The sequence below is a fragment of the Flavobacteriales bacterium genome, from assembly GCA_020635855.1.
Classification (GTDB): domain Bacteria; phylum Bacteroidota; class Bacteroidia; order JACJYZ01; family JACJYZ01; genus JACJYZ01.
This window is the reverse complement of sequence record JACJYZ010000003.1, coordinates 121028-134770: the sequence shown is the minus strand read 5'-3', so window position 1 is coordinate 134770 and position 13743 is coordinate 121028. Positions and strand designations below refer to the sequence as shown.

Here is a 13743-nt window from a genome sequence, read left to right as displayed (position 1 = left end):
TCAAGTCTCAAGTTCATTCGTACAGCCTTATGCCGCTTGGTTTGAGTAGGGCTTAACTACCCTTCCTCTTCCCCTGTGGAAATCAAGCAAACCACAAACGTTTACCGAAACTTACCCATGCAAGTTCCTGCATCTGTTTCGTCCCCATTAAATGAATCATTGTTGTAACTTGAACTGGGGCGGGGATTGGTGCGCCCCGGAGGAGTCGCGAGTCGCGAGTTTCAAGTCGCAAGTGGATTCGTACAGCCGCATGCCGCCAGGTTTCGACGAGGCCAATTGAAACATACATTTCACTGTTGTGGCGTTCCTATGGAACGCTATTTTTCTCGTTTGTTTTTTTCTACCAATGGGATGTTCCTAATGGAACATGTTTTTCCGTCAACGTATAATGATCACGTCGTCCCACGAATCCTGCTCCATCGGAGCAACACATGGGTGGCAAGAATCATTCTGCGGAATCCCAGCGTGCCGTAGGTACGCCACATTAGTCGCGAGTCGCGGGTTTCAAGTCCCAGGTTGGCACAGCAAATCGTCAATTGATTTCGATCATCTCCATCGAAAATTCAATAACGAACAACGCCCCCCATTCAGGGCACTGTCTTACTAATGACTAAAGACTTACGACTCAACCTACGCTGCCCGCAACTTGCTGATCGGGGCTTTGTCGAGTTTTTCCCGCGCATATTCGGCGGTGAGGGTCCACTCTTTCTGATCCTTTTGGGAAGGAATATCGAACATCACGTCGGTCATGATGGCCTCGCAGATAGATCTGAGGCCTCTTGCACCGAGCTTGAATTCGATGGCTTTTTCAACGATCAGGTCGAGGGCGGCTTCCTCGAACTTCAGCGCAACACCATCCATCTCAAACAACTTGATGTATTGGCGGGTGAGTGCATTTTTAGGTTCGGTGAGGATGCGTTTCAGGGTGTCCTTGTCCAGCGGCAACAGGTAAGTGGTAACCGGAAAGCGGCCGATCAGTTCGGGGATGAGTCCGAATGACTTCAGGTCTTTCGGTGTCACGAACTGCACGAGGTGCTGGTCACGATCCGACCATGTGCCGGCTGTGCCATACCCGATTGTTTGGGTTTGCATGCGGTTGGCGATGATCCTTTCGAGTCCGTCGAACGCGCCTCCGCAAATGAACAGGATGTTGCGTGTATCCACCGGGATCAGCTTTTGTTCCGGATGTTTGCGTCCGCCTTGCGGCGGTACGTTCACCACGGTTCCTTCCAGCAGTTTCAGCAAGCCCTGTTGCACACCTTCGCCGGAGACATCCCGTGTTATCGAAGGGTTGTCTCCTTTGCGTGCGATCTTGTCGATCTCATCAATGAACACGATGCCATGCTGGGCGGCAGCCACGTTGTAGTCGGCTGCCTGAAGCAAACGACTGAGGATGCTTTCTACGTCCTCCCCCACATAGCCAGCTTCCGTCAGCACGGTAGCGTCGGCGATGCAGAAAGGCACACGCAGCATCCGGGCGATGGTTCTTGCCAGCAGGGTCTTGCCGGTTCCGGTTTCACCCACGAGGATGATGTTGGATTTTTCAATCTCCACTTCATCTTTCACGGGCGGTTGTCCGAGTCGCTTGAAGTGGTTGTAGACGGCCACAGACAAAACACGTTTTGCGGCATCCTGCCCGATGACGTACTCATCCAGGTGCGCTTTGATTTCGGCGGGCTTCAGCAGTTTCCAGTGATCCTGTACATCTTCCTTGTGCTTGACCTGGATTTCCTCGTTCACGATGGAACGCGCCTGATCCACACAATGCTCACAGATATGCCCATCGATACCGGAGATCAATACCATGACCTCATCGCGGCCGCGGCCGCAAAATGAACAACGCGTTTGTTCCTTCGCCATCCGAACCTAACGGTTTAGATTTATTTGGGTTGGTTCTTTTCGAGCACTTCGTCGATCATGCCATATTCTTTGGCTTCATCAGCAGTCATCCAGTAATCGCGGTCACCATCCTTGAATACTTTCTTGTAATCCTGACCTGAGTGGGATGCGATGATTTCGTACAGCTCTTTGCGCAACTTCACAATTTCCTTGGCAGTGATTTCGATGTCGGATGCTTGTCCTTCCGCACCACCCATCGGCTGGTGAATCATGACGCGGGCATGCTTCAGGCTGGCCCGTTTTCCCTTCACACCGGCGCAAAGCAGCACGGCGGCCATGGAAGCGGCCATACCTGTACAGATGGTGGCCACGTCGGGGGCGATGTACTGCATGGTGTCGTAGATACCGAGTCCGGCATACACCGAACCACCGGGTGAATTCAGGTAGATTTGAATGTCACGCTTGGCATCCACCGATTGCAGGAACAGGAGCTGTGCCTGGATGATGTTGGCCACGTAATCGTTGATGGGTACACCCAGGAAAATGATCCGGTCCATCATCAACCTTGAGAACACGTCCATGGTGGCGATGTTCAACTGGCGTTCCTCGATGATGGTGGGTGAGATGTAATTGGCGCGGTACATGGAGGCATAGCTATCCAGCGTAAGGCTGCTGATGCCCATGTGTCCGGTGGCATACTTGCGGAACTCGTCCTTTTCTTTCATGGTGATGTTGTTGGTTTGTAGCCCGTACCGTGTGGCACCGGGTATATACATTATTTTTTATTCTTCCTGAAACCGAAGTTAAAGAAACCGCTTTTCTCTTCCTTCTTGTTCTCGACCAAATTAACAAATTCTTTAAAGCTCACTTCTTTTTCCACCAGGGTCACCTGGTTACGCACCAGATCGAAAACTTTTTCATCATACAGTTGATCGTAGATCTTGCGACCTTCTTCTTCGTTGTGGATCAACTGGTGGGCGTATTTGTGGAGATCTTCATCCGGAATAGCTCCCTGGCCGTAGTAAGCCAGCTGGGCCTGGATGCGCTGCTTGGCAAAGCCGAGTGCTTCATCGTGTGATACCTGGATGCTGTTGTCCTTGATGATCTGATTTTCCACCAACTGCCAGCGCAGACCACGTGCATATTGTTCATAGTGCTTGTCTACATCTGTTGCTGCGTTCTCATCTTTGCTGGCCTGCACCATCCAACGACGCAGGAACTCATCGGGAAGGGGGATCTTGATTTTAGCAAGCAAATGATCCACCAGGTCATACTTGAGTTTGCTGTCGCTGTCGTTCGACAATTGATTTTCCAGTCCTTCTTTTATTTTCTCACGCAAAACTTCTTCTGTGGTCACCTCGTTTTCCCCGAAGATTTTGTCGAAGAACTCCTGGTTCACTTCAGCAGGTTGAACGCGGCTGATCTGGGTAATGGTGAAGCGGAAACGGCTGCCCACATTACCCAGGGCGGCGGCATCAATGCCCAGCATATGCGGCACTTCCTTCTCATCGCTGGCGAGCTTGCGGGGGTCCACTTCGATGGCGGTGTCTTTCTTCAGTCCCACCAGTTTCTTTTTGGTGGCTTCGTCGGGTACTTTATGCACCATCACCGAAGCGTGGTTGCGGATGCCTCCTTCTTTTTCCTGTCCGGCATCGTCGAGTTCCACAAACTCTCCGAACACGAAGTCTTCCTCCTGCACATCGTCGACCTTGGTAACCTGGCCGTAACGTTTGCGCAGTTCCATGACTTCTTTACCGATCATTTCATCGTCGGCGGCCACCTTGTATTTCTTCACTTTGTCCTGGGCACCGAAATCCACCTTGATTTCAGGTGAAAGTCCCAGTTCAAAATTAAACTCGTAAGGTTTGTTCTCTTCCCAGATCACTTCCTGCGACTCGTCTTCCAGGATGGGATATCCGAGGATCTGCAAGTTATTGGTGGAGATGTATTCATTGAGGGATTTTGACACGATGCCGTTGACCTCCTCCACGATGATGCTTTTGCCATACATCTTTTTGATGAGGGACGGAGGCACCATACCCGGACGGAAACCCGGCATGGATACTTTCTTGCGGTATTCCTTCACCGCCTTGTTCACCTGTTCCGCGTAATCTTCCGGGGTAACCTTCACTTTCAGGATCGCCCCCAGCTCTCCCTTGGGTTCTTTGACAATTTCCATGGTGTATGTTCTGCTATTAAAGGGTGCAAAGATAATAGAAAAACAGGGAGATAGCGACCTATTGGAATTTTAACCCACCGGTTGACGTACGGGAGAATATTCTGATCAGATCCGAAAGCCCGATTACACCATTCACTTTGTATCAGGTGGCTTTTAAAAACCCCATCCGGGCGCTTATCCCATTTAACACAACACCGGCAATCTCACAGACTAAGTTTGGGGTAAACTTTAACCCCTATTCCAATGAAAACAATTTTCAAAAAACTGAACAAACACCGCCTGAAGGCAGCGTTATTCATGGGTGCACTTACATGTGCGCAGGCGTCCCAGGCACAGGTGCTGCTGGACGATTATTCAAATCCGTCTCCATGGACACAGGTTGGCGTGAACATGCACCTTGGCTCCGGCGTTATGAAGTTCGACAATGTGCACGATGCCGCTGACAACCGGGCATATCGCAGCCTCGCACCGAACATTCCCGCGCTTGATGTCACATGGAAAGCAGAATTCGAGTTCAATTACATTTCCGGGAACGTCCCTGCTCACAGCCTCTTTTGCCTGAGTGCAGGTACCCTGAATGCATACCGGGAATCTCCAACTGGAAATTTCACCGATGAAGACATGCTGGATATTGCCCTGATCGAACCCTATTACGGCAATGGCAACCAGGCCATGGTAACGGTACTCAGAAAAGATGGTAACAATGCGCCCACATCGGTTGCGTCAAGTATCAACTTGCGACCATATAACACCTACTATTTCCGCATTGAAAAGGTCGCCAGCATCAAGTATTTACTCAGTGTATATTCTGATCAGGACCGTACGGTTCACGTGGCGGGTTCTCCGTTTTGCTTTACCGTGGGTACTTCTATCGGAGGCTTCAATACCATTCAACATGGTTGCATCATCCAGGGTGCCTCCTCCCGGTCTTTGAATGGCACGATTGACAACCTCTACATTGAGAACGGGTACAATCCAGCAGGCAACATTGGCGGAGATCAGACGATTACTTTCGGTGGTGACCCCACGGCATTTCTCTGCAACACCGGCGATGGCGACTATTCCTGGATATCGGCCACCGACCCCGACGGCACATGGACCCTGATACCGGGCGCCAACAGCGCTTGCTATGATGCACCGGCCGGGCTCACCCAAACCACATTTTACCGGCGCAGAAGACTGATATGCGGCACCTATTTCTATTCCAATACGGTCACTGTCAATGTACTTGATTGTACCGAAGAAGAAGATTACAGCAATGCAGCCAACTGGATACAGGTCGATAACGGTGTGTGTGTCAACTGCGACCCACAAAACCCACAAACGGTATCGTTCATGAATTGCGCCGATGCAACCAGCAGAAGGGTATATCGCAACATACCCGCCCAGTTCGCCAATGCAATTGCATGGAGAGCGAATTTTGAATTTACGCCTACCGCGGTCGGACAAGGAGGACCCGGTCATGTATTGCTTGCATTGACGGCCGGCAACCAGGATCCCGTTTCTACTAATACACCCTATACAGCCACCAACCAGGATGCGATCATGGTCGTGTGGGAGTCGAACAACCACACCAATAACTCTGCCTCCTTCAAACTACATGGATTCGCCAAGAATGACGCGGGCCCATTCACGGTTTCCGGTGACATCGACCTTTCTAACTTCAACCAGACCTATTACATCTCGCTGGAAAGAGTCAATGCCAACTGGGCCATGATCAGCGCATTTACCGACCCGCTGAGAACACAACACCTGCCCGGGTCTCCGCAATGTTTCCAGTTACCAGGTGACATTACCGGACTTACAACCATGCAACACGGAACCACGACGTGGGGTTTTAACGATCGTGTCCTAACAGCTACGATTGACAACACATGTCTGTTACTTGGCCCGAATCAGGTCAATGGAGGAAGCATATCATTATCCGGATTTGCATGCTTGTCGGGTTCCGCGTATATCTCCAATGTACAACTGGCATCCAACCTCGGTGGCTGGACATACAGGTGGGAGAAGTCTGACAATTGCAGCGGCAACTGGACCACCATCCCCGGTGCAGTGGCAGAGTTTTGCTACACAGGTCAACTGACAACCACCACATGCTTCAGAAGGGTTGCCGTTTCTCCGTGCGGATTGGAAATGTATTCAAATACCGTTACCTACCAGGTTTATCCGCAGCAAACGGTTAGCATCACGGATAACTTATCCAAAGACAATTGTGAAGTCACACACGAGCTCACTGCCAACGTGAATTTCAACAACAACACAAGCTTCCTGTGGAGCAACGGTGCAACCACCCAATCCATCACCGTCAGCAACCCCACAGCTGCGACCAATTACTCGGTAACCGTTACCAGTCCTTGTGGCAACGTTTCCGCATCATTTGATGTGCAGCCATGCTTTAATCCGAAAGAAGAGTTCAACCCCTGGGGTGTGCCGAGTTGGGTTACACCCAACTGGAGCGGCAACTGCACCGGACTGCACTGTCAGTTCAGGGTGGATGATGCCACCATGCCGGTGGGGTCGGGTCCGGCATACAATGCATCCAGGCTGGAACTGCGTATTTACGACCGATGGGGCAACAACTTCTTCACCCAGATCGAAGACATCTCCAATTACCCACTGGGTACAGGATTCTGGAATGGCATCCTGTACTGGAGCGGTTTTATTGACGGTAAGCCCGCACTCAATGATATTTACACATGGACGTTGGACATGTACAACAATTGTGGCCTGCATCACGAAAGGTCCACCGGCGCCTTCGAGGTTGTTGGAACGGGCAAAACGGATGCGGAAATCGACCAACCCGGAGCACCTGTTAACAGTCATGTATTCCCTAACCCCAACAACGGTACTTTCAACGTGGTGCTGGATAACGGATCTTCTTCCGAAGAAGCAAGCGTAAAGGTATACGATCAATTGGGCAAGGAAATACTTACCAAGTCTTTTAAAGAAAAAACCGATGTAGACCTGTCGGCGTTCCCGAAAGGAATCTACATGGTACAGATCATCCAGGGTGATTCATCCTCCTATGAAAAGGTGGTTGTGCAGTAGATGTGATTTGATAATGGAGTTAGAAAGCCCCGCTTGTGCGGGGCTTTTTTTATGAGTGAGGGACTTCCCCGCACGTGCGGGATAAACTTCTCGTCCCTGTTTTATGATATCGAAGAAAAGTTCAAACCAACATACAAAACCTATGACGCGGTTTTTACGGGAGGGACTTCCGCCTCCGCTGCGCTACGGCGGATAAACTTCTCGTCCCTGTTTTTACGCCGCGCGATAAAAACAAAGAGATCAGTTGACACTGATCTCTTTCCATGCTTACTTCGTGCGCATGGAGGGACTCGAACCCCCACGCCTTTCGGCACCAGATCCTAAGTCTGGCGCGGCTACCAATTACGCCACATGCGCATTCTTTTATCTGCCGGGATCCGCGACCTGCGGCATGATCTATCGACAAAGATAACCTTTTTAAGCAGATCGAACCGGGCACCCTTCCTTATGAAATGCTACATTTGTCAAAAAAACAGATTCATGAAAACCATCGATCCCAAGGCGATTCCTGTTCCCCAATTGCACGGATACCTGCTCGGTGCCGTAGCACCCAGGCCGATCGCCCTGGCTTCAACCATCAATGAAAAGGGTGAACGCAACCTGAGTCCCTTCAGTTTTTTCAACGTTTTCAGTGCCAATCCACCCATTGCTATTTTTTCACCTGCCCGGCGCGGCCGCGATAACACCACCAAACATACCTACGAAAATGTGAAACAGGTCAAGGAAGTGGTGATCAACGTCGTTAACTACAACCTGGTTCAACAAACATCCTTGTCGAGTACCGAATATGCGGAAGGCGTGGATGAATTCGTGAAAGCCGGCCTCACCCCGATCGACTCGGAAAAGATCCGGCCTGCCCGCGTTAAGGAATCACCCGTACAAATGGAATGCATTGTAAAGGATGTTGTGGAACTTGGCAACCAGGGTGGTGCGGGCAACCTCGTGATTTGCGAAGTGGTGTTGATGCACATTGACGAGTCGGTACTGAATGAACAGGGACAAATTGACACTACCCAAATAGACCTGGTGGGCCGCATGGGCGGCAACTGGTATTGCAGGGCGTCAGGGCCGGCCTTGTTCGAAGTGGAAAAACCCCTGGTTAACATGGGCATCGGTGTGGACGGCATCCCGGTCTCCATCCGCAACAGCCATGTGCTGACAGGGAACAACCTGGGTCAGCTGGGCAATGTTGAACAACTGCCGACCCCGGAAGAAATTGAGCAAATGAAATCCAATGATACCGTCCGGTCGATCCTGGCAATGCACGCCGGTAACGCGGACCACATGACCCGAGAACTGCACCTCGTGGCTCAGGCACACCTTGAACAAAACAGGGTGCATGAAGCCTGGTGCGTATTGTTAACCTCCATCTAATAAACCAACATGTACACACTCACCGGCACCCTGAAAGTCAAACAGGAAACCAAACAGATCAAAGATTCTTTTCGCAAGCGTGAATTCGTGGTCACCGAGAATTCTTCCCAATACCCGCAGCATGTCAGCTTCCAGCTCACTCAGGACAAATGTGAACTACTGGATTCCATCGAACCCGGAGACCAGGTAACCATTTCTTTCTTCATACGTGGCCGCGAATGGGTGAGCCGTGAAGGGGAAACCAAATATTTCAATTCACTGGATGCTTGGAAGATCGAAGCGGCGAATGGCGGAAGCACCCAGGATGTAAGCGATCCTTTCCCAGCCAGTGAAGGTGTAGACGCAGAAACAGACGACCTGCCTTTCTGAGGCACTAACCGAGGCCCGGCCCCGAAGAAATCGACTGGTTCGAAGCACCTTTGGTATCAAAAGCATCCCGAAGGGCGTTTCCAACCAATGTAAAAGCAAGCACCATCATGCTGATCGCCAACCCCGGCAAAATGGCCAGGTAGGCCGCATCCACAATGATGTAGCCGTAGTGATCACGGATCATGCTGCCCCAGGATGGCGTTGGCGGTGGCGCCCCTACACCAAGAAAACTCAAGCCGGCTTCGATCAGGATCGCCGAAGCGAAATTGGCTGCTGAAATGACTATCACAGGTCCCATCACGTTGGGAAGCACATGGCGGATGATCAGGCGGAAGTTCTGATATCCCAAAGCCCTTCCTGCTTCAATGTATTCCTTTTCACGAATGCTGAGAACCTGGCCCCGAACCACACGGGCGACTTCCACCCACATGGTGAGTCCTACTGCAACAAAGACCTGCCAGAATCCCTTACCCAGGGCCAAGGCAATGGCAATGACCAACAAAAGCGTAGGAATGGACCAAACCACATTGATGATCCAGAGGATGACATCATCCACCCGACCCCGGAAAAATCCTGCAATGGCACCCATGAGGATTCCGATGACAAGTGAAATCATCACGGAGATAAAACCCACCGAAAGAGACACCCGCGTTCCACCCATCAGGCGACTCAACAGGTCGCGTCCGGAACGATCTGTACCCAACCAATACGTGCGCGTGATCAGGAACTTGTCTTCCACCCTGCGCTGCAACTCTTTCACAGGTTCACTCTTCACTTCCCCGTTGATGGTAGTGAATTGGAGCGACTGGCCGACTTCCTTCACTTCAGGATTTTCGTACGACAGGGCGTAAACCACATCGGCAAGGTTGTATCGCTTTTCCAATCCCTTATCTTCGTCGTTACCGGTATATTCATTCACCACGATCTCCGGGCCGTCAAAGTGATACGCTGTAATGGGAATGGAACGGTATGGACTTTTCTGTCCGAAGATCATCCTGGAAAACACATTGACGATCTCTACATCTTCATTCTTACTGACCTTCAGCATCTGCACACTGAAACCGGGCTTTTTAATGGTCAGCTCAGGTTTCTGGTCATTGGCCAGCGGCGTAGAGTCAGGCATGATGAGGTAGCCCAGAATGGCTACCATAACGGAAAGACAAATGACCACCAAACCGAGCATGCCAACTCGGTTTCTCCGCATGCGCTTCCAAACCTGCCTTGCGAGGGATTCCTGGGATTTTATCTTTTTTTCCTTCACCAAATTTTTACTTCCGGTTATGCTTCGGTTCCGTCCATCACTTGCTCAACCGACGCCCCTTCCAGTAGTATGCACCACGAAAAGACAACAATCCGGACCATGGCACATAGACGATATTGAGACATTGGGCCGGTAGCACCTTGAACCATAACCATTTTCTTACGGGTGGGGAACCGACTAAATATAAAAACAAAAAGTCAAACAAACATTTGATGCACATGGCCATCAACCACCCGAACAACATGCCGGGCCATATAACCGACAAAAGTACGGTTGTCAGCAAGAAAAGATGCAGAAAATAGACCAATATGGCTCCAAAAAAGATATGGAAGTCTTTCATTGCCATAATTTTTGAAGCCCATCTGATACGTTGCTGGATAAAATCCGACCAGCCCGGGATCGCATGGGTGGCTACCGTTGCCCGGGGATCTTTGACAAAGCGGATGCTTTTCTTCCCATAGGATTTTTTAAAAGCCCCCAGCAGAAACACATCGTCTCCTGATGCCTTATCCATGTGGGAACCATAACCACCCACATCCAGAAATGCCTGCCTTTCGAAACCGATGTTGGCACCGTTGGCAAGAGATGGTGAACCCCACCCGGCCATGCCTCCCGTCACCCCCATCAGGCCGGCCATTTCAAGCGACTGCCATTGCTGAAAAGCGCTCTTGCCCTCCAACCTGACGGTTCCCAGCATCATCCGCGGATGATGGGATTCGTATACCCTCACCATCATTCGTAACCATTGAGGTGGGGTTCTACAATCCGCATCCGTGGTAAAGACCAGTTGTCCGCCGGCAGCCAGAATGCCTTCGGTGAGTGCCTGCTTCTTACCTGTTCCATTCGTTGCCCGGAGTACTTTGACAACCGGTCCGGGCACCTTCCTTTCCACAAATTCGTTTGCAAGTTGCCAGGTATTGTCATCCGAATGATCATCCACAACAATGACTTCAAGCAGATCGAACGGATAGTCGAGCGCCATCAATGCATCCAGGCATCCGACGATGTTATTCGCTTCGTTTCTTGCCGCTACCACAACACTCACCCGCGTATCAGGTCGATGATCACGGACATCCGGCACCTCCTGCAATCTCAGCCAACCGATGCTGCAGTAACCGATCCATATGCCGTATACGCAGGCGAGTGCAGGAAGCAAATAAGATATGACTTCCATGTGCATGTTAACGACCGAATATTCTCATACGCAAAATGAAAATGCTACCCAACAATGCCGGTACGGCTAGATTGAGCATCCACAGGCTGAACATGGCCAACAACACACCGGTCTGATCGGCATTCAGGTAGGTCAGAAAGTAGAGTGCAGTTGAAGCACGAACGCCGAGTTCCGCAAAGGCCAGTGGCCTCGGAATCACCGTGATCATGAAAAAAATAAGGGGAATGAACAGCAAGGCCTGGATGAAACTGAGGTACACGTCAAAGGTCCACAACAACAGGTACAGCTGGGTTGAGAAAACCACATACCTGGCCAGGCACATCCTGAAAACAAACCACAATTCCCGGCGATGGTAAAAGGTAAGCGCCTTGCCGTACTTCCGGGCACGCTCCAGGAACCCCATCCTATGCAATGCCTTTTTCAGCAACATGCGCCTGAAGAATGCCAGGGCCAGCACACCAAGGAATGAAAAAGTAACGAACAGCAATCCGTAGAAGAAATACTCCTGAACATAATCGTCTCCCTTGTGATACTTTGCATAAAAGAAAGGGGCGGTGATCAATCCTCCCAGCAAAGTCACACCCAGCTGCATCATGCTTCCGACCAACGTGATAACCACCGCATCCAGGCGATGTTCAGATTTCAGATGAAATACACGTCCACCGTATTCACCGATTTTATTGGGTGTAAATACACTGACAGTGATGCCGGAGAAAACTGCAACGAGTGCTTTCCCAAACGAAATATCCTCAATCTTCTTCACCAGGTAACGCCATTTGGCCGCTTCAAGGGACCAATTGAACAACATGAGAAATACCACCAGCAGGATGCCCGGCAATTCGTTCCACCTCACCAACTGCCTGAACTCAGTGAACAGCTGCCGCATGTTCCTCTCCTCGAACAGTTGGTGGTAGATGTAATAAAAGGCAAGGAAAACAATCGCTATCTTTAGCAACCAACCGATGACCCGGAGCGATTTCTTTTGCATGCGCATATAATCAACCGGGCAAATTAACGAAAATAGCGGTAGTACCCATGGCGGAAACAGGATCAGAGGACAAGGTCATCCTGGGAATTGACCCGGGTACCCATATCATGGGGTATGGTATCCTGCATGTACGCAACAAGCATCCTGAACTGGTCCACCTGGATGTACTCAAACTGTCAGCCAACCTGACACACCCGGATCGTTTGAAAAAGATTTTTGAAAGTACGTTGGCCCTGATCGATGAGTACCTGCCGGATGAGCTGGCCATTGAAGCACCGTTTTTCGGAAAGAACGTACAGTCGATGCTGAAACTCGGACGCGCCCAGGGCGTGGCCATGGCGGCATGTCTGCACAGGTCCATCCCGATTTTCGAATACAGTCCAAAAAAAATAAAGCAGTCCATTACGGGCAACGGGAATGCTTCCAAGGAACAGGTAGCTGCCATGCTGCAATCCATTCTTAAGATCAGGAAAATGCCGGGCAACCTGGACGCGACCGATGGCCTGGCTGCGGCATTGTGTCATCATTATCAACGCACACACACCCGCGGAGCTGACGGCGGGGTTTCCGGTTGGAGTGCCTTTCTGAAAAAGAATCCGGGGCGGATCCGGAAATCATAACCGGTCGTACGCGCCGCGGATTTTTTCCGCCGCCTCAGCCAACTGACCGGGTTCCGGCGATAATTTAGCTCTTTCGAAGTTGATATCCCCAACATGGTTGAGGGGCACCAAATGAATGTGGGCATGCGGTACTTCCAGACCAATCACAGCCACACCCACCCGCTCACACGGAATGGCGGCTTCCACCGCCCTCGCCGTTTGTCTCGCAAAAGCCCATAGTCGCTCATACAAGCCTTCAGGTACATCAAAGATGTAATCCACCTCTTGTTTGGGTATCACAAGCGTATGCCCAATAACCAGGGGGAATATATCCAGGAAGGCCAGGAACTCATCGTTCTCAGCCACCTTGTGACAGGGTATCTCTCCCGCAACAATCTTTGAAAACAGGGATGGCATGATCAGGCACCGATTTCAATGATCTCGAATTCCATGGTACCGGACGGAACTTTGATCGCTGTTTTATCTCCTACCTTTTTCCCGAGCAATCCTTTCCCGATGGGACTATCCACGGATATCTTGCCTGATTTCAAATCAGCTTCTTCTTCGGATACGAGGGTATATGTCATTTTCGATCCGTTTCCGAGGTTCTTGATGGTGACCGCTGAAAGGATCACCACCTTTGAATGGTCCAACTTGGACTCATCAATGATGCGGGCATTGGCAACGATCGCTTCCAGTTTGGATATCTTGAGTTCCAACAAGCCTTGCGCGTCTTTGGCAGCGTCGTATTCCGCATTTTCTGAAAGGTCACCCTTGTCCCGGGCCTCTGCGATCTGTCGTGAGATCTCGGCACGCTCATGGGTCATCAGGTGTTCCAGTTCATCCTTAAGTTTTTTCAATCCTTCGGGAGTGAAATATTGAACTTTTGACATAAATCTTGCTTATTCA

12 protein-coding genes and 1 tRNA gene are annotated in these 13743 nt (G+C 50.7%); 4 read left to right on the top strand and 9 right to left on the bottom strand.

Annotated elements, in window-relative coordinates:
• Positions 1-630: 630 nt before the first annotated feature.
• From clpX to tig, 3 genes are read right to left on the bottom strand one after another with little or no spacing between them, the layout of a single operon-like run.
• Entirely contained in the window at positions 631-1860 is a 1230-nt protein-coding gene (clpX, locus tag H6585_08840) for an ATP-dependent Clp protease ATP-binding subunit ClpX (GenBank protein MCB9448435.1), read from the bottom strand.
• A 20-nt stretch (positions 1861-1880) separates the two neighbouring features.
• Positions 1881-2564: an ATP-dependent Clp endopeptidase proteolytic subunit ClpP gene (clpP, locus tag H6585_08835; GenBank protein MCB9448434.1), complete on the bottom strand. Its 684-nt coding sequence runs from the start codon at positions 2562-2564 to the stop codon at positions 1881-1883.
• A gap of 50 nt (positions 2565-2614) precedes the next feature.
• On the bottom strand, positions 2615-4018 hold the full coding sequence (gene tig / locus H6585_08830) for a trigger factor (protein ID MCB9448433.1): 1404 nt from the start codon (positions 4016-4018) through the stop codon (positions 2615-2617).
• Positions 4019-4261: 243 nt separating this feature from the next.
• On the opposite strand from tig, the gene H6585_08825 reads away from it, so the two are divergent.
• On the top strand, positions 4262-7069 hold the full coding sequence (locus H6585_08825; protein MCB9448432.1) for a T9SS type A sorting domain-containing protein: 2808 nt from the start codon (positions 4262-4264) through the stop codon (positions 7067-7069).
• A gap of 275 nt (positions 7070-7344) precedes the next feature.
• Here H6585_08825 and H6585_08820 read toward each other — a convergent pair.
• A tRNA-Leu gene (locus H6585_08820) sits at positions 7345-7426 on the bottom strand.
• Between the two features lie 123 nt (positions 7427-7549).
• Here H6585_08820 and H6585_08815 point away from each other — a divergent pair.
• Both H6585_08815 and H6585_08810 read left to right on the top strand, forming a co-directional pair.
• Positions 7550-8443 (top strand): flavin reductase family protein, encoded by an 894-nt coding sequence (locus H6585_08815; GenBank protein MCB9448431.1) that lies wholly within the window; start codon positions 7550-7552, stop codon positions 8441-8443.
• 9 nt (positions 8444-8452) lie between these two features.
• Positions 8453-8812, top strand: a complete 360-nt coding sequence (locus H6585_08810; protein ID MCB9448430.1) for a DUF3127 domain-containing protein — start codon at positions 8453-8455, stop codon at positions 8810-8812.
• A 4-nt stretch (positions 8813-8816) separates the two neighbouring features.
• Here the strand turns inward: H6585_08810 and H6585_08805 are convergent, their stop codons facing one another.
• From H6585_08805 to H6585_08795, 3 genes are read right to left on the bottom strand one after another with little or no spacing between them, the layout of a single operon-like run.
• The gene (locus tag H6585_08805) at positions 8817-10058 is read right to left on the bottom strand and encodes an ABC transporter permease (GenBank protein ID MCB9448429.1); all 1242 of its coding nucleotides are present in this window, start codon (positions 10056-10058) and stop codon (positions 8817-8819) included.
• 52 nt (positions 10059-10110) lie between these two features.
• The gene (locus H6585_08800; protein MCB9448428.1) at positions 10111-11247 is read right to left on the bottom strand and encodes a glycosyltransferase; all 1137 of its coding nucleotides are present in this window, start codon (positions 11245-11247) and stop codon (positions 10111-10113) included.
• A 7-nt stretch (positions 11248-11254) separates the two neighbouring features.
• Complete coding sequence (locus H6585_08795) at positions 11255-12235, bottom strand: flippase-like domain-containing protein (protein ID MCB9448427.1); 981 nt, start codon at positions 12233-12235, stop codon at positions 11255-11257.
• Positions 12236-12282: 47 nt separating this feature from the next.
• Here H6585_08795 and ruvC point away from each other — a divergent pair, with 47 nt between their 5' ends.
• A complete protein-coding gene (gene ruvC, locus H6585_08790; protein MCB9448426.1) occupies positions 12283-12855 on the top strand; it encodes a crossover junction endodeoxyribonuclease RuvC in 573 nt (190 codons plus the stop codon).
• Here ruvC and H6585_08785 read toward each other — a convergent pair.
• Complete coding sequence (locus H6585_08785; GenBank protein MCB9448425.1) at positions 12850-13251, bottom strand: HIT family protein; 402 nt, start codon at positions 13249-13251, stop codon at positions 12850-12852. The two genes, ruvC and H6585_08785, sit on opposite strands and share 6 nt — an antisense overlap.
• 2 nt (positions 13252-13253) lie before the next feature.
• On the bottom strand, positions 13254-13727 hold the full coding sequence (greA, locus tag H6585_08780; GenBank protein ID MCB9448424.1) for a transcription elongation factor GreA: 474 nt from the start codon (positions 13725-13727) through the stop codon (positions 13254-13256).
• Between the last annotated feature and the right edge of the window lie 16 nt (positions 13728-13743).